The sequence below is a fragment of the Muriicola sp. Z0-33 genome (genome assembly GCF_026126425.1).
In the GTDB taxonomy this organism is placed as follows: Bacteria; Bacteroidota; Bacteroidia; order Flavobacteriales; family Flavobacteriaceae; genus JAFMPW01.
Map to the genome: position 1 here is coordinate 135,382 of NZ_JAFMPW010000003.1, position 18,017 is coordinate 153,398.

The following is an 18,017-nucleotide window of genomic DNA, read 5'->3' on the forward strand; positions in this document are numbered from 1 at the left end:
CAAGATGAAAAATTTCAATACACTAATAATTATTTTCACGCTGGGATATATTTTTAATGGGGCAGCACAACAAACCCCGGCTCCTGAGCAAAAAGAAGCTATTTCCATTATTGGGGCTACTGCCCATATTGGTGATGGCGGTATTATAGAAAATTGCACCCTGGTTTTTGAGGGTGGTAAAATCACTGCTCTGGGAACAGATGTTGCGACCAAAGGACGTACTATAAATGCCAGTGGCAAGCATATTTATCCAGGATTTATCGCTCCGGGAAAATCGCTTGGCCTGATTGAGGTAAATTCTGTTAGGGCAAGTAATGATCAGGATGAAATTGGAAGTTTAATTCCGCATGTCCGGAGTTTAATTGCTTATAACGCCGAATCTAAAGTGGTTGAAAGTATGCGTCCAAATGGTGTGCTGATAGGCCAGGTTACTCCTAAAGGCGGCAGAATTTCAGGGACTTCTTCCATAGTACAGTTCGATGCCTGGAATTGGGAGGATGCAGCAATTAAAGAAGATGATGGCATTCATCTGAATTGGCCAACTTCATTCAGATCCGGCCGTTGGAGGGAAGGAGAGCCCAGGGGCTATCAACCAAATAAGGAGTATCAGAAACAAGTAGCCGAAGTTGAAAGGTTTATGGCCAATGCTGTTGCCTATGGCAAGGCCACTGCCAGGGAGGCCCACCCGCCTTTTGCAGCTATGCAGGGTTTGTTTGAAGGGTCTCAGAAACTATTTATATATGCCCAAAGGGAACGCGAAATTATAGATGCAGTAAATTCGGCAAAAAAAGCAGGAGTTAAGCAAATTGTTTTGGTTGGAGGATACCATGCGCCGAGAATTGCAGACTTTCTTAAGAAAAATGATGTCCCTGTACTGGTTCATTTCACTCATAGCCTCCCAAATTTTGATGACGATGATTACGATTACAGTTATAAGCTTCCTAAACTATTGGTAGACGCCGGATTACTTGTTGGGATCCAAAACTCAAGTGCCTCTAATTTTCAGACAAGAAACTTGCCTTTTTATGCCGGGCAGGTAGTTGGACAAGGTCTGGACAAAGAAGTTGCTCTGCAACTAATCTCGGGAAATACTGCAGAGATCCTGGGTATTGACGACCTATACGGGACGCTGACAGTGGGCAAAAGTGCTACCTTGTTTATCTCTGAGGGGGATGCTTTAGATATGCGGGGAAATATACTACTACATGCTTTTATAGATGGTCGGGATATTTCTCTAGAGACCCATCAAACCAAATTATGGAAACGGTACATGGGCAAGTTTGAAGGAAAATAAAAAAGTATTTTTTTTAAAATCCTCTATATTTTTGCCGCAATGGACGACATTAAACATATCAGCAGTTTACAAAATGCCCTGATCAAAAAACTACTCCGGCTTAAGGAAAAAAAGAAGGGCAGAAATAAGTCGGGATTGTTTGTTTTGGAGGGCCTTAGGGAATTTCAAATGGCAATAAAAGGGGAGTATGATATCCAATCTATCTTTTTTAATGCCGATATCTTTTCCGAGGATAAAGTAGACGACCAGATCAAAGGCATGCCTGTTAAACCAGAGTTGATCAGCGTTTCAAAGGAGGTGTATCAGCGCATTGCTTACAGGGAAAAAACGGAAGGTATTCTGGCCATTGCTGCAACCAAAACTCATGCCCTGGATCAGCTGAACTTCAAAAGTAACCAGCCTCTGATTCTTATAGCTGAAGCCCCGGAAAAACCAGGAAATATAGGGGCCTTGCTAAGAACAGCAGATGCTGCCAATCTGGATGCCGTTATTATCGCTAACCCCAGAGGAGATTTGTACAATCCTAACGTAATTCGTTCAAGTGTGGGCTGTGTTTTTACTGTCCCGGTTGCCTTGGGTACCAACAGCGAAATCATCAATTTTCTAAAAACCAGAAACATCAGAGTCATTGCTGCAACTCTGGATACCAGTGTTCCTTATACCCAGGTAGATTATACCGAAGCATCTGCCATTGTGGTGGGGACAGAATCTACAGGGCTTACAGAGGATTGGGTAAAAGCATCCGATGAGCGGGTCGTTATTCCGATGCAAGGGGAAATAGATTCTATGAATGTTTCGGTTTCGGCAGCAATACTTATCTTTGAAGCCAAACGACAAAGAGGCGTCCTAAAGTCGTAGTATCCTAATTAAATATCAATTTTACCAATGGATTATTCCATGCTATTCTATATTATCGTTACTATCCTGATACTCCAGTTTATTCTGGAAACTGTATTGGATTTTCTAAATGCCCGAAAGTTTAAGGATCCCGTACCCACAGAGCTAACCGATGTATTCGACATGGAGGAATACAAGAAGTCGCAGGAATACAAAAAGACCAATTACAAATTTGGACTGGTTTCCTCTGTATTCTCACTTGGTCTTACCCTGGCCTTTCTGTTCTTCGGAGGATTTGAATGGGTAGACGTCATATCCAGAGGAATATCAGAAAATCCTATAGTAAATGCATTGCTTTTCTTCGGAATTATCATGTTGGGTAGCGACCTGTTAACCACACCTTTTTCTTATTACCAGACTTTTGTAATTGAAGAAAAGTTTGGTTTTAACAAATCAACACCCGGCTTATTTTTCCTGGATAAGATCAAGTCCTGGCTCATGATGATTATTCTTGGCGGGGGTATTCTGTCTGTTATTATTTGGTTTTTTCAATGGGCAGGAACCAATTTCTGGATATATGCCTGGGGAGTAGTTGCAGTATTTACCATTTTCATAAACCTATTTTACAGCAAACTTATTGTACCCCTATTTAATAAACAGACACCTTTGGAAGAAGGGAGTCTTAAAAGCAAAATAGAGGATTATGCCAGAAAAGTTGGTTTCGAACTAAAAAATGTTTTTGTTATTGACGGCTCCAAAAGATCTACAAAGGCCAATGCCTATTTTTCAGGTTTTGGTAAAGAAAAGCGCGTAACACTTTATGATACACTGATTAACGATCTTGAAGAGGATGAAATAGTTGCCGTATTAGCTCATGAAGTAGGGCATTACAAAAGGAATCATATAATTTTTAACCTTACTGCTACCATCTTACTTACAGGTTTTACACTTTTCTTACTGTCGGTTTTTATTAATAATCCGGAGATTTCATTGGCAATTGGTGTTAGCCAACCCAGTTTTCATGCAGCCCTTATTGGCTTCGGAATTCTATATAGCCCGATATCTGAAATAACCGGATTGGTGATGAATTTTCTGTCGAGAAAATTTGAATTCCAGGCAGACGATTATGCAAAACATACTTTTGCAGCTATCCCCTTGGTAACCTCGCTCAAGAAATTGTCCAAAAAAAGCCTCAGTAACCTTACACCTCATCCTGCTTATGTCTTTATGCATTACTCGCACCCGCCACTGATAGACAGGATCCGTAATTTGGGTAAATAATCCGGTCGTCTTAATCCCCATATCAATAGCTATCTTAGGAATGACAGCGATTAGATTATAGCTCCTGGCAACTCGCCGATCGGCCTTTACAGTTTACCGTTTACTACCTTACTATAATTGCTTACTATAAAAGATTGTGGTATTTTTAATCTATGATGACTGAAGCTGCAATAGAGAAAGAAAACAAGCAGATTACCAAAGAATATAAGGAACTCCTTCGCATAAGCTATCAAACGCTAACTGCGGCGGACAAAAAGCTTATTCGTTCTGCCTTTGATGTAGCTGTTGATGCCCATAAAAATCAGCGTAGAAAATCAGGAGAAGCTTATATTTTTCACCCGCTTGCCGTAGCCAAAATTGTGGCATCAGAAATTGGATTAGATGCTGTTTCAATTGCTTCTGCCCTGCTCCATGATGTGGTTGAAGATACAGAATACACGCTTGATGATCTTGAACGCATGTTTGGTGAAACCGTGGCTCGCATTGTTGACGGGCTTACCAAGATTGCGCATCTTAATAAGGACATGAATATCTCTCAACAGGCAGAGAATTTCAGGAAAATGTTACTTACCCTTAATGACGATGCCAGAGTAATCATCATAAAAATAGCAGACCGGTATCACAACCTGTTAACGATGGATAGCATGCCAGAGCACAAGCAGGTTAAAATTGCTTCAGAAACACTTTATATCTATGCCCCCCTGGCACATAGGATTGGCCTCTACAACATTAAAACGGAATTGGAGGATTTAAGTTTAAAATATACAGAACCGGAAGTATATAATGACATTCAGGAAAAAATTGAGGCTACCAAAGAAGAACAGCAGGCTTATATTGATGATTTCGCAAAAGTCATAAATGATTCCCTGGACAGGGAAGGACTTAAGTATTACATCAAAGGAAGAACAAAATCTATTTATTCTATCCGTAAAAAGATGCTGGCCCAGAATGTGTCCTTTGATGAGATCTACGACAAATTTGCCATCAGGATCATTTACGAATCAGAACCTGAAAACGAAAAATTTATTGCCTGGAAAATCTATTCCATCGTAACAGATCACTTTACACCCAACCCAATCCGGCTCAGAGATTGGATTTCCTCCCCAAAATCTACCGGCTACGAAGCACTTCATATAACGGTTATGGGTCCTGAAGGTAATTGGGTAGAAGTGCAGATCAGGAGCGGGCGCATGCACGAAATTGCAGAAAAAGGCTATGCAGCTCATTTTAAATACAAACACGGCGATCAAAAAGAACAGGGTATAGAAACCTGGCTCAATCGTCTACAGGAAGCACTTGAAACTAGCAATAGCAATGCAGTAGATTTTGTAGAAGAGTTTAAATTAAATCTGTACTCCAAGGAGATTTTTGTCTTCACCCCTAAGGGAGATTTAAAATCGCTCCCTAAGGGCGCCACACCACTAGATCTGGCTTTTCACATCCATACAGAAATTGGCATGCGCACCAGAGGTGCCAAGGTGAATGGTAAATTGGTACCCCTTAATACCGAACTCAAAAGCGGGGACCAGGTAGAAATAATTACTTCCGAAAAAGCGCATCCAAATCAAAACTGGCTGGACTATGCGACAACGGCAAGGGCGCGCTCTAAAATCAGGTCTTCCTTAAGAGAGGAAAAAAAGCAAATTGCTCAGGAAGGTAAGGAGATTCTCCGTCGCAAATTAAAATCGCAGAAAATTACCCTTAGCGAAGATGTGATAAACAAAATGGTTATCTATTTTAAGCTAAAAACCAGTCTGGATCTTTTTTTCAGGATTGGAAATGGCGCTATTGATAATCAAAAGATAAAGGACTTTGCCTCCTCTTACAACAATGCATTTATAAGTTTTTTCAAGAACAAAATAAGGAGAAAGCCAGTTCCAGAAGAAATTGATAAGGAAGAGATTACCTCTAAATACGATATGCTCGTATTTGGAAAAGAAGAAGAGAAGTTGAGTTATACGCTTTCCAAATGCTGCCAACCCATCCCGGGAGATGAGGTTTTTGGTTTTATCAGCGTAAATGAAGGCATCAAAGTGCACAAAAAGAATTGTCCGAATGCCATTTCTTTACAATCCAATTATGCATACCGTATTATCAGTGCTAAATGGATAGATTCTACCCAGGAAGAGTTTACTTCAGATATTATGCTCACCGGTATCGATAATCTTGGGCTTATGAACCAGATAACCGCTATAATATCGGATAATATGCATGTTAATATGCGAAATCTGAATTTTAGTACGGATGGAGGTACATTTAAGGGGAAGATTACACTTGTGGTAAAAAATAAAGGAATCTTAAAAAAATTAATTCACAATTTGAAGCAAATAAACGGCATTGATAAAGTATCCAGAATTTAAATTTTAACTGTACATTTGCACATTGGAGCAGCCTCAGTCGCTATGGGAAACAATAAGGATCAGGAAATTGTAAAAACCGTATTCACGGCCTTCTTAGAGGAGAACGGACATAGAAAAACGCCCGAACGCTACGCCATACTTCAGGAAATTTATGAAAGTGATGAACATTTCGATATAGAATCACTTTATATAAATATGAAGAACAAAAACTACAGGGTGAGCCGGGCCACGCTGTACAATACCATTGAGCTTTTATTGGAGTGCAAGTTGGTAAGGAAACATCAGTTTGGTAAAAACCAGGCTCAATATGAGAAGTCCTATTTTGATCGCCAGCACGATCATGTTATCCTCACAGACACAGGGGAAGTAGTAGAGTTCTGTGATCCCCGGATTCAGTCGATAAAAAAGACAATAGAAGAGGTTTTTGATATTAAAATAAATAATCATTCGCTGTACTTCTATGGTACCAGGAATAAAAAAGAAGAAGCAAACAACTAACCAGAATTATACATGGCGGTAGATTTACTACTAGGATTACAATGGGGCGACGAGGGAAAAGGAAAAATCGTTGATGTACTTACTAAGAATTATGACATAATTGCCAGATTTCAGGGAGGGCCTAATGCAGGACATACACTGGAATTTGACGGGATTAAACATGTCTTACATACTATTCCATCTGGGATTTTCCACAAAAATGCTCTTAACATTGTTGGAAATGGGGTGGTGATAGACCCGGTGATCTTCAAGAAAGAACTAGACAATCTGGAGCAGTTCAAAATCGATATAAAATCCAAACTAGTCATTTCAAGAAAGGCCCATTTAATATTGCCTACCCACAGACTATTAGATGCAGCTTCAGAAGCCGCGAAAGGAAAGGCAAAAATAGGTTCTACCCTCAAAGGAATTGGCCCCACCTATATGGATAAAACTGGTAGGAACGGGATGCGTATTGGTGATCTTGAACTAGACAACTGGGAGAAAAAATACAGGGCTTTAGCCAATAAGCATGAAGCCATGATTGCTTTTTACAACGTTGATATCCAGTACGACCTTAAAGAACTGGAAGACGAATTCATGAAGGCTGTTAAAGCCTTAAAACAGCTTACATTTATCGATAGTGAGGAATATCTTTATCAGGCGCAGAAAGCTGGTAAGAAGATACTCGCCGAAGGAGCACAAGGATCACTACTTGATGTGGATTTTGGCACCTACCCTTTTGTAACTTCCTCTAATACCACAGCCGCCGGAGCATGCACAGGTCTTGGTGTTTCCCCGGGTCAGATAGGCAGAGTATTTGGTATTTTTAAGGCCTATGCCACCAGAGTGGGCAGTGGCCCTTTCCCCACAGAGTTATTCGATGAAGATGGGGCTACCATGGGAAGAGTTGGTAATGAATTTGGAGCCACCACAGGAAGACCCAGAAGATGTGGATGGATAGACCTTGTTGCCCTAAAATATGCTGTTCAGATTAACGGAGTGACAGATTTAATGATGATGAAGGCCGATGTACTTAGCGGTTTTAAAAACATCAAAATTTGTACGGCCTATACATATAAAGGAGAGACCATATCTCATTTACCCTATAATATTGAATCGGAAAATGTAACGCCAATATATACGGAAATGAAAGGATGGGCCAAAGATCTGACCAAAATGAGTTCTGAAGAAGAGCTTCCGGAAAACCTTATGGACTATATTAAATTCCTGGAAGCCGAACTTGAGGTGCCTATAAAAATTGTTTCTGTCGGTCCGGACAGGACACAGACCATACACAGGTAAAGCCTCTTTATTTAGGAACTCATCCCTTGTTATTTAATCCTTTGAATAGCACTTATTAGTGCGTATGACCAAATAGGTAAAAAAAATTCCTTTCTCTGCAAAAATCCATATCTTTAAGCATACAGTAATCCCTATGTGCAGAAAGATATTCTGGTTGATCATCCTGGGCGGTGTTTTAAACTCTTGTTCTCTGAACATGCCCGATGAGGTGGCTGCTGCTTATGAGGATCTTCCCGAACAGATCGATTTTAACTTCCATGTTAAGCCTATTCTTTCAGATAGATGTTATACCTGTCATGGTCCTGATGAAAATAGCAGAAAAGCCAAATTGCGATTAGACATTGAGGAATACGCTTTTAAAAAATTGGCCTCAGGAAATTTTGCCTTCAAATCAGGAAATCCTTCCAATAGCGAAAGTGTCAGGAGGATATTAAGTAATGACCCGGAAGTTCAGATGCCACCTCCGGAGGCCCACCTCAGTTTAAACGCCAGAGAAAAAGCGACCATTATTAAATGGATAGAACAAGGGGCAACATGGAAACAGCATTGGGCCTTCACCCAACCAGAAAAACCGACGATTCCCGAGATTGCTGAAAGTAAATGGCCCTCACATAACCCTATTGATAAATTTGTTCAGCTGAAATTGAAACAGCAGCAAATGGAGCCTTCAATCTCCGCCTCAAAAGAAAGGCTATTAAGACGGGTTAGTATGGACCTTACTGGCTTGCCCCCGACCATAGCGGAAATTGATGACTTCCTGAACAACAATAGTGAAGATGCTTATGAAAAAGTTGTAGACAGGTTACTGGCTTCGGACGCCAATGCAGAGCGATTGGCCTTAGACTGGATGGATATTTCCAGGTATGCAGATTCTCATGGATTACATGCGGATGGTTGGCGGCTGATGTGGCCCTGGAGAGATTGGGTTATAAATGCCTTCAAAAATAATATGCCTTATGACCAATTTGTAAGCTGGCAGTTAGCAGGCGATTTATTGCCCAATGCAACACGAGAGCAAAAATTGGCAACAGCTTTTAACCGAAACCATCCCATGACTGCAGAAGGTGGTGCCATTGAAGAAGAGTTCAGGCTTAATTATGTATGGGACAGAACTGAAACTGTTGGTACCGCATTATTAGGGCTCACTATCAATTGCGCCCGTTGTCACGACCATAAATACGATCCTATAAGTCAGAAAGACTACTATCAACTCACTGCCTTTTTCAACAATGTTAAAGAACTGGGGATGACAGGGGACGATGGAAATTATGGCCCGATGCTGGCACTGCCAGACAAGGAAACTGAAGATAAACTAGAGGAGTTATCACAAGATATTAAAGAAAAAGAAAAGCAACTAGAGCTTACCAAAGAAGAACTGGTAAAACTAGACGAATACATCGCCGGACTTCCTGGAGATTTTAAGAAAAAAGGACTACTTGGACATTACCCATTCAACAATTTAAAGGCCAGAAGTGGGAAACAAAAGGGCTATTATGTAGATGGGGATTCCAAGGTAACTTCCAGAGAAGCTCCTTTAATAGAGAAGGGAATTAAGGGTAATTCGCTCCAATTTACCGGGGAATATGACGAGGTGTACCTGCATAATATCCCCAACTTTGAATGGACAGATACCTTCTCTGCGAGCCTTTGGATCAATACAACTAAGAAAGAGGCAGGCCTTACACAAACACTTTTGGGAACTTCCGGAGAAAAGAACAATTTTTGGAGGGGCTGGGACTTTTATCTGGACAGCCTGAATCATGTAAACGCAAGGCTCATTCATTCTTTACCGCACAATTATATACATGTTCGCTCAAAAGATGCCATAAAGACCAACGAGTGGAAACACCTGGCTTTTACCTACGGTGGCAGTGGAAAAGCTCAGGACCTTAAATTGTTCATTGATGGCCAGGCCGTGGAGACCAGCATTCCTTATAACAAATTATATAAGTCTATAAAAGCTGTCCGTTCTGCTTCACATGAACTGGATAACAGAGCGGTTAGGGTGGCAAAGAGCTATAGATCTTTTACAGGGGAAAATGGCATTTTTAAGGGTCGGATAGATGACATTTACATATATTCCAGAACGCTTACGGCTCCCGAAATAAAGGCGTTGGCGACAAAAGATAAAGAGCAGGCGATTGCTGCTCCCCACTACTGGGTAGCCCGGAGTTCCGAAGTAAAAAAGACTCAAAATGAGCTTAGGAACCTTCGCTCTCAATGGTTGACCCATATGGAACCGGTTATGGAGGTCATGGTTATGGAGGAAATGCCCGTGGCCCGAACACCCTATTTGTATAACCGGGGCGACTATGAACAGGCTATGCATCCGGTGGAAACCAATACCCCGGAAGCTTTACCTCCATTCCCTGAAGACTATCCTAAAAACAGGCTGGGCTTATCTAAATGGATATTCTCTAAAGATAATCCTCTTACTGCCAGGGTAACAGTAAACAGGTATTGGCAAATGCTTTTTGGTGACGGCCTGGTGACTACCCCGCAGGACTTTGGAGTGCAAGGTGCCCTGCCCTCCCATCCTGAACTGCTGGATTGGCTAGCCATTTCTTTTCAGGAAAATAATTGGGATGTAAAAGCCTTACTTAAAACGATGGTGATGTCTCATACCTACAGGCAGACTTCCTATGCATCCGATAAGTTGCGGGAAGAAGATCCAACCAACAGGCTCCTGGCCAGAGCAAACAGCTATCGTTTACCAGCAGAAATGATTCGAGACAATGCACTTGCAGCTAGTGGTCTTCTTGTAAACCATTTGGGAGGAGAAAGTGTTAAACCCTACCAGCCAGGTAATCTTTGGATAGAAAAGAACAGTTTTTCGCACAAGCTGCTTAATTATAAAGAAACAAAAGGAGACAGCCTGTATCGCAGAGGATTATACACCTTTATTAGAAGAACAGCTCCCCATCCTGCAATGACGGCTTTTGACGTACCCTCGCGGGAAGTGTGCATTGTGAAGCGTGAAAATACGAACACCCCCTTGCAGGCCCTTGTATTGTTAAATGATATTCAGTTTGTGGAGGCATCAAAAATTCTTGCTGAAAGAATGCAGAAGGAAGGCGGGGATGCTTTAGAAGATCAAATAGCCTATGCTTTTAAATTAGCTATTAGCCGAAGCCCGAAAAAGGAAGAATCTGAAATCTTAATAGACCTATATCAAAGTCAGGCCAGGCGCTTTAAAGAGCATCCGAAAGAAGCAAAGGCCTTTCTTGCCATAGGTGAGAAAAAAGTAGATCAACGTTTAAACAATGATAAGACTGCCGCTCTGGCTATAGTGGCCAACACTATTTTAAACCATGATGACGCTTATATGAAACGGTAAGATTACAGTAAGCAATGATCATTAAACAATAAACAAGGGGTTTTTTTGATTGCTAGTGGATGATTATAAAAGATACAAGTGTGACTTATAGGGCGTATAATCCGATTTCAGTAAATAATAAGGTAAATTGATACTTGATAATTGATAATTGCTAATTGATAATTGATAATTGACCATGTGTACTCATAAGCATAATACAAACTATAGCCGGCGCGACTTTCTAACGAAAACCAGTCTGGGGATGGGCGCTCTTTCCATGGCCTCCATGCTAGATCCTATGGGGCTGTTTGCCAAAGACCATTCTGGCCTGATTACCCCGAACGGAAGTGGTGGAAGCTTGGGAAAACCACATTTCCCTCCAAAAGTAAAGAGGGTCATCTATTTGTTCCAGAGCGGGGCACCCTCCCAGTTAGACCTCTTTGATTATAAACCATTGTTACAGAAGATGAACGGGCAAGACCTGCCAGAAAGTGTGCAACAGGGACAAAGGCTTACCGGCATGTCTGCTGGCCAGGCATCACTACCGATTGCGGGCACTATCTTCGATTTTAAACAACATGGTGAAAGCGGTGCCTGGATGAGCGATCTGATGCCTCATACCTCCAAAATAGTTGATGATCTGTGCTTTATAAAATCTATGTATACTGAAGCCATTAATCATGACCCGGCAGTGACCTTTTTTCAAACCGGTTCGCAACTCCCCGGCAGACCTTCCATTGGATCCTGGGTGAGTTATGGCCTGGGAACAGATAACAAAAACTTGCCAGAATTTGTGGTACTGGTCACCAAAGATAAGTACGGGCAACCCCTGTACTCCAGGGCCTGGGGTAATGGATTTTTACCTTCTCAGCACCAGGGAGTACAATTCAGAGCAGGCAAAGACCCGGTATTGTACCTGACTAATCCCCCAGGAGTTGATGAGAAAAGCAGAAGAGAACAATTGGATCAGCTTCAGAAACTGGAAAAAATAAACCATGAAGACGTGGGCGACCCGGAAATCCTGGCACGTATGGCCCAATACGAAATGGCATTTAGAATGCAAACCTCTGTCCCTGAAATTATGGACACTTCGGATGAACCAGATCATATCTACGACCTTTATGGAGAAGACAGCAGAAAACCGGGAACCTTTGCCGCCAACTGTATTCTGGCGCGAAGATTGGCAGAACGGGATGTAAAGTTTATTCAGCTTTACCATCAGGGATGGGACCAACACGGAAACCTACCTAATGCCATAAAAGTACAATGTAAGGAAACAGATCAGGCTTCCGCGGCCCTTATCACGGATCTGAAACAAAGGGGTATGTTAGAAGATACCCTGGTTATCTGGGGAGGAGAATTTGGAAGGACCAATTATTCCCAGGGCCAGTTAACACCAACCAACTTTGGAAGAGATCATCACCCAAAGTGTTTTACCTTGTTTATGGCGGGAGCTGGCATCAAAAAAGGAATGACACTTGGTGCTACGGACGATTTTGGCTATAACGTGGTACAGCGCCCGGTACATGTGCATGATTTCCAGGCAACCCTTATGCATCTGTTAGGTGTAGACCATGAACGTCTTACCTTCAAGTTTCAGGGTAGGAGGTATAGATTAACGGATGTACACGGTGAGGTAGTAAAGGAAATCCTGGCCTAAAAATTAAAAATTACTATAATGGGAAATTTAGAAAATAAGCGAAGAAGTTTTATAAAAAAATCTACAGCAGCGACCATAGGCGGTGTTATTTTACCACAAATGAATTTTGGAATGGACGACAATTTTTCAGATGCGCTGCACGGTATAGTTGGCCATGGCGATTTCCGCTATGAGGTAGATAGCAAGTGGGGTGTTCAGGATCCCAGCCGGGTACCAATTAATGACTGTCATGAAATGGTATTGGATAGTAGTGGCCGAATATTTATGACCACTACCGGAGAAAACAATAATAATATCATTATTTATGACCGCTCGGGAAAAGTACTGGATTCATGGGGAAAAGATTTTCCCGGTGCTCACGGGCTTACCATTACCGGCGAAGGAAAGGAACAATTCTTATTTATTACCGATCCCAATACACATAAAGTATTTAAGACTACCCTGGATGGAAAAATTTTAATGACCTTCAACCGCCCGAGAGAAGTTGCCGGCTATACTAAAGACGAGCAGTTTAATCCTACAGAAACGGCCATTGGCCCTAATGGAGATATCTATATTGCCGATGGTTACGGACAAAATTACATTATCCAATACACCTCAAAAGGCGAGTACATCAGACATTTTGGTGGTAAAGGTGAGGGTGCGACAGAATTTGACTGTTGTCATGGGATAACAGTAGATTACAGAGATGCCGATAACCCAAGTTTATTAATTACTTCACGGGCTGCCAATGAATTTAAACGCTTTACTTTTGAAGGGGAACACCTGGAAACAATTCCCTTGCCTGGTTGTTCTATTTGCAGACCTGTTATCCATGGTGACAATATTTATTTCGCGGTAATTGTGACCAAAACATGGGAAAGTTATGATGGTATGCTGGCGATCCTGGACAAGGATAATAAGATAGTGTCCTTTCCTGGTGGCCGTGCACCTATTTATTCGGCCGGGGAACTTTTGAAGCCCAAATACGATGGGCATACCTTTCGCAACCCCCATGATGTGCTGGTAGATAATGACAGTAATTTATACGTACCGCAATGGGCCTCGGGCAAAACATATCCCATTAAACTAAACAGGGTGTAATTGCCTGATTAATAAGGAATTTTTAGTATGATCGTATTGGATATAACTACTTTTATTGGCAGGTTTCACCCGCTGATTGTACATCTCCCCATTGGCTTTCTGCTCCTTGCCATTTTGATAGAATGGTACCAGGGGTCTAAAGCAAAGAAAAAGAACAATTCGTTTATAAGAGTTGGCTGGCTATTGGGAGCACTAAGTGCTATTGCCGCAGCCATCTGTGGTTGGCTACTGGCAGCCAGTGGCAACTACCCGGAAGCCGATATCTTCTGGCACCGATGGCTGGGAATAGGCCTGGCTATTGTGGCCATAGCAGGATGGTGGTTAAAAAGAGATTCCAGTAAAATTTCTAAACTCGCTAACAACGCTATTACCCTTTTAGTGGTCTCTCTATTACTAATAGAAGGTCACCTGGGCGGGAACCTTACCCATGGGGCCGATTATCTCCTTGCATACGCACCTAAACCCATACAAAAACTCTTTGGGGGACCCGAAGATAAAAGTACACTTCCTCAACTGGAAAGTAAAGATTCTGTACTGGTGTATGATCATATGGTCTATGCCATCCTGGAAGCCAAATGCCTCAGTTGTCATAACGACAATGAACAACGGGGTGGCCTAAATATGCAACAGAAAACCCTTTTTGCCGAAGGGGGTGAAAACGGGCCTGTTGTTCTGGCCGGCAATACGGTAGAAAGCGAACTTTTCCGGAGGGTGACACTCTCACAAAAAAACGAGAAGTACATGCCCCCAAAAGGGGAGCCCCTTACCTATGATGAGATAAAAATATTGGAATGGTGGATAAATAACGGCGCTGATATTGAAAAATCGCTGAACGAGCACGATATTCCTGTTCCCATGCAACAAGTGATACTGCGTTTATACGGTTTAGATACCCAACCCAAAGCATGGTACGAATCAGTGAATTTACCCCCTGCCGACAGCCTGCAAATTGAAACCCTTGAAAAGGCCGGCTTCAGGGTGAAAACCCTGGGACAGGAAAATTCGTTGCTAGACATCAAGTACTCCGGTAAAAACATCACCCTTGCCCAACTGCAACAATTATCAATACTCAAAGAGCATATCACCTGGCTCTCACTGGCCAATACCAACATTGAAAATGATTGGTTGGCTGTTGTAGGAGAGTTTTCAAACCTAACCCGCTTACAGCTAGAGAAAACCAACATTACGGACCAGGGTATTACCCATCTGACCCAATTAGGGCATCTGGAATCCCTGAATCTTTACGGCACAAACATTACCGATACCGCCATTGATCTGCTCAAAGACATTCCTGAGCTAAAAAGGGTATATCTGTGGGGTACAAAAGTGTCATCAGAAGGGGCCAGTTCCTTGGCCGAATCCAACACAGAATTGGAAGTTATAGGTGGTATAAGCGGCCTGTAAATTCTTAAAACGCTCCCAAAGGGTACTGGTATGCTCTAAAAAGTCCTATTTTTGAACAAAATTTGAACGCTTGAAAAAGTTATTGATAGCTCTCTTCCTAATTTGCTTTTCTACGCTTGTTTTTGGACAGACCGAAGTAGAAAAAAGACAGATAAATATTGTCTATGGTGCAAATTTCACAAAAGATGAAGCCAAATATCCCGGGGCATCTATTTTTAGTAAAGACAACCGGCAGGTACAATTTGAGCATCAGGGTGCCGATCTGTGGTGCGATCTGGCCATTTTCTACCAAAAAGAGAATAGGCTGATTGCCGCTGGTAACATTAGATTGCAGCAAGGAGATTCTGTAAACATGACCAGCAAACGCATAGATTATGACGGAAATCTAAAATTGGCAAAGGCAAAGGAAGATGTTGTACTTAGAAATTCTGATATGACCCTAAGGACCGATACTCTTTACTTTGACAGGGCAGTTCAGGAAGCCTATTACAATACTTCAGGTACCGTTGTAGACTCTGCTAATACCCTAACCAGCGAGATAGGTAAGTATTTTATGGAGATAAAAAAGTACCAGTTTTTGGATAGTGTGTTTATCCGCAACCCCGAATATACGCTGGAATCTGAACGACTTGATTATTACACCAACACCAAAAATGCCTATATGTATGGCCCTTCAACCATCACTGGGGAGGCTTATAAAATTTATTGTGAAAGAGGGTTTTACGATACTAAAATTGAAAGCGGCTATGGTATTAAGAACACCAAAATAAACTACAATAACAGAATTATAGAAGGAGATAGTGTGTATTTTGACAAGGCCTCGGAGTTTGCCTCAGCCACCAACAATATTAAAGTAACAGACACTATTAATAACGGCGTTATAGAAGCTCATTATGCAGAAGTCTTTAAAGCAAAAGATTCTGTTTTTGCCACCTATAGGGCAGTTTCAAAAAGCCTGGTAGAACAAGACACTTTGTATATGCACGGAGATACTCTTATGATTACCGGGAAACCAGAAGACCGGATAATAAGGGCTTTTAGAAATTCTAAATTCTATAAAACGGATCTGAGCGGTAAATGTGATTCTATTCATTTTGAACAACGAACAGGGATTACCCAACTGATAAAAAATCCTGTAATGTGGAACGTTGAAAATCAGATGACAGGAGACAGCATACACTTCAAGTTTGACATGGAAACTGAAAAACTAGATTCCATGAAGGTGATCAACAATGCATTTATTATCTCCCTGGATAGTATCAGTAAAACAGGTTATAACCAAGCAAAAGGGAAAGATATGTTTGGTAAGTTCATAGAAAATGAATTAAAAATTGTAGATCTGGTTAAAAATACTGAAGTCATTTACTATATGTATAACGACGATCAGGAACTTGTAGGGATAAATAAAACCATATGCAGTGCCATAAGAATGACAATGGCCAATAACGATATTGAAGAAATTAAGTTTATCACCAACCCGGACGGGGATATTTTCCCGGATAAAGACCTGCCACTTAATAGCCGCAAGCTCAAAGGATTTATCTGGAGGGGGGATGAGCGTATACTCACCAAAGACGATATTTTTGATGAAGATGACAATAATTATATCTTGCCAGTAATCAGAGGAGTAAATAACCCTATTGATACCGATGCCGAACAAGAACAGCGAAGCCAGAACGAAGGGGATCCTGTAAACCAAATACCACCGTCTAACAATAAGGCCAATATACCGGGGGAGACTCCCAAGCAGCAACCACCTTCCAATAAAAAGGCCTGAGCCACCTAAGTAGAATTAAATATATCAAGTTATCCATAAGTGAAAGAGGACTATTTCAGATATCAGGCACAAACTTCACCTTACCCACTAGCCCTGCAGGTATCACATGCAGCTGGAAGTTATATCTATGATACGGAGGGGAAGAAATACCTGGACCTTGTTGCGGGGGTATCGGCATGCAGTCTTGGTCATTGCCACCCCAAGGTGGTAGAAGCCATTACTACCCAGGCTTCACAATATATGCATGTAATGGTGTATGGAGAATTTATACAGCAGCCTGCTGTAGCATATACCAAACTCCTGGCATCCCTACTCCCGGATCCATTGGAAACCACCTATCTGGTAAATTCCGGAACTGAGGCCATGGAAGGTGCTTTAAAACTCGCAAGAAAAGCAACCGGAAGGTCACAGATCATAGCTGCTAAAAAGGCCTATCACGGCAATACAATGGGAAGCCTGAGCCTTATGGGACTGGAAGAAAGAAAAGCTCCTTTCCGTCCGTTGATACCGGATATTTCATTTATCGAGTTCAATAAAGAGGAGGACCTTGACAAAATTACAGCTGAAACTGCAGCCGTCGTCCTGGAAACCATCCAGGGAGGTGCCGGGTTTCTGCTTCCTAATGATAATTATTTGCAAAAGGTAGCCGACAAATGCCGGGAAGTAGGTGCCCTTTTTATATTGGATGAGATTCAACCCGGATTTGGACGTACAGGGGCACTCTTTGCTTTTGAACACTATAATTGCATCCCAGATATTCTGGTCATGGGCAAAGGAATGGCAGCCGGTCTTCCAGTTGGAGCCTTTACAGCCTCAAAAGCACTGATGGGGCATTTAATGGAGCATCCAAAAATGGGCCATATTACCACTTTTGGGGGTAATGCAGTAATTGCAGCGGCCTGTATGGCAACGCTAAAAGAAATAACCTCCGACTCGTTGATTGCAGATACCATTGTTAAGGAAAAACAATTCCGCGACCGTCTTAAACATCCATTAATTAAAGAAATCAGGGGCAAAGGACTAATGTTGGCGCTACTAATGGCAACAGAAGAAATTGCCAATCAGCTTATACACCGCTGCGCCCAAAAAGGGGTATTGCTTTTCTGGTTGCTCTTTGAACCAAGAGCAGTTCGCATATCTCCGCCATTGACCATATCTAAAAGGGAAATCGATAAAGGGTGCGACATAATTCTAGAAGTTTTAACGGAAATTGAGCAATAAGC

At 41.8% G+C, this 18,017-nt stretch carries 12 protein-coding genes; all 12 read left to right on the forward strand.

Annotated elements, in window-relative coordinates; genetic code table 11:
* The first annotated feature begins 4 nt into the window (after positions 1–4).
* A complete protein-coding gene (locus J1G40_RS06275) occupies positions 5–1,294 on the forward strand; it encodes an amidohydrolase (RefSeq protein ID WP_265241757.1) in 1,290 nt (429 codons plus the stop codon).
* Positions 1,295–1,333: 39 nt separating this feature from the next.
* Complete coding sequence (locus J1G40_RS06280) at positions 1,334–2,152, forward strand: RNA methyltransferase (protein ID WP_265241758.1); 819 nt, start codon at positions 1,334–1,336, stop codon at positions 2,150–2,152.
* Positions 2,153–2,179: 27 nt separating this feature from the next.
* A complete protein-coding gene (locus tag J1G40_RS06285; RefSeq protein ID WP_265241759.1) occupies positions 2,180–3,412 on the forward strand; it encodes a M48 family metallopeptidase in 1,233 nt (410 codons plus the stop codon).
* 155 nt (positions 3,413–3,567) lie between these two features.
* Positions 3,568–5,772, forward strand: coding sequence for a RelA/SpoT family protein (locus tag J1G40_RS06290; protein WP_265241961.1), 2,205 nt, complete (start codon positions 3,568–3,570; stop codon positions 5,770–5,772).
* 42 nt (positions 5,773–5,814) lie between these two features.
* Positions 5,815–6,270: a Fur family transcriptional regulator gene (locus J1G40_RS06295; RefSeq protein ID WP_265241760.1), complete on the forward strand. Its 456-nt coding sequence runs from the start codon at positions 5,815–5,817 to the stop codon at positions 6,268–6,270.
* Positions 6,271–6,282: 12 nt separating this feature from the next.
* Positions 6,283–7,554: an adenylosuccinate synthase gene (locus J1G40_RS06300; protein WP_265241761.1), complete on the forward strand. Its 1,272-nt coding sequence runs from the start codon at positions 6,283–6,285 to the stop codon at positions 7,552–7,554.
* A gap of 133 nt (positions 7,555–7,687) precedes the next feature.
* A complete protein-coding gene (locus J1G40_RS06305) occupies positions 7,688–10,891 on the forward strand; it encodes a DUF1553 domain-containing protein (protein WP_265241762.1) in 3,204 nt (1,067 codons plus the stop codon).
* 175 nt (positions 10,892–11,066) lie between these two features.
* Complete coding sequence (locus tag J1G40_RS06310) at positions 11,067–12,530, forward strand: DUF1501 domain-containing protein (protein WP_265241763.1); 1,464 nt, start codon at positions 11,067–11,069, stop codon at positions 12,528–12,530.
* 18 nt (positions 12,531–12,548) lie between these two features.
* A complete protein-coding gene (locus tag J1G40_RS06315; protein ID WP_265241764.1) occupies positions 12,549–13,613 on the forward strand; it encodes a 6-bladed beta-propeller in 1,065 nt (354 codons plus the stop codon).
* A gap of 27 nt (positions 13,614–13,640) precedes the next feature.
* Positions 13,641–15,017 carry a c-type cytochrome domain-containing protein gene (locus J1G40_RS06320; protein ID WP_265241765.1) on the forward strand — a complete coding sequence of 459 codons (1,377 nt, stop codon included), beginning with the start codon at positions 13,641–13,643 and terminating at the stop codon, positions 15,015–15,017.
* A gap of 70 nt (positions 15,018–15,087) precedes the next feature.
* The gene (locus J1G40_RS06325; protein ID WP_414855661.1) at positions 15,088–16,794 is read left to right on the forward strand and encodes an OstA-like protein; all 1,707 of its coding nucleotides are present in this window, start codon (positions 15,088–15,090) and stop codon (positions 16,792–16,794) included.
* 39 nt (positions 16,795–16,833) lie between these two features.
* Positions 16,834–18,015, forward strand: coding sequence for an aspartate aminotransferase family protein (locus J1G40_RS06330; RefSeq protein WP_265241766.1), 1,182 nt, complete (start codon positions 16,834–16,836; stop codon positions 18,013–18,015).
* Positions 18,016–18,017 lie beyond the last annotated feature (2 nt).

Bases quoted from the DNA above. Each gene is read 5' to 3' on its own strand.
- J1G40_RS06275 (WP_265241757.1), top strand. From the start codon at position 5: ATGAAAAATTTCAATACACTAATAATTATTTTCACGCTGGGATATATT.
- J1G40_RS06280 (WP_265241758.1), top strand. From the start codon at position 1,334: ATGGACGACATTAAACATATCAGCAGTTTACAAAATGCCCTGATCAAA.
- J1G40_RS06285 (WP_265241759.1), top strand. From the start codon at position 2,180: ATGGATTATTCCATGCTATTCTATATTATCGTTACTATCCTGATACTC.
- J1G40_RS06290 (WP_265241961.1), top strand. From the start codon at position 3,568: ATGACTGAAGCTGCAATAGAGAAAGAAAACAAGCAGATTACCAAAGAA.
- J1G40_RS06295 (WP_265241760.1), top strand. From the start codon at position 5,815: ATGGGAAACAATAAGGATCAGGAAATTGTAAAAACCGTATTCACGGCC.
- J1G40_RS06300 (WP_265241761.1), top strand. From the start codon at position 6,283: ATGGCGGTAGATTTACTACTAGGATTACAATGGGGCGACGAGGGAAAA.
- J1G40_RS06305 (WP_265241762.1), top strand. From the start codon at position 7,688: ATGTGCAGAAAGATATTCTGGTTGATCATCCTGGGCGGTGTTTTAAAC.
- J1G40_RS06310 (WP_265241763.1), top strand. From the start codon at position 11,067: ATGTGTACTCATAAGCATAATACAAACTATAGCCGGCGCGACTTTCTA.
- J1G40_RS06315 (WP_265241764.1), top strand. From the start codon at position 12,549: ATGGGAAATTTAGAAAATAAGCGAAGAAGTTTTATAAAAAAATCTACA.
- J1G40_RS06320 (WP_265241765.1), top strand. From the start codon at position 13,641: ATGATCGTATTGGATATAACTACTTTTATTGGCAGGTTTCACCCGCTG.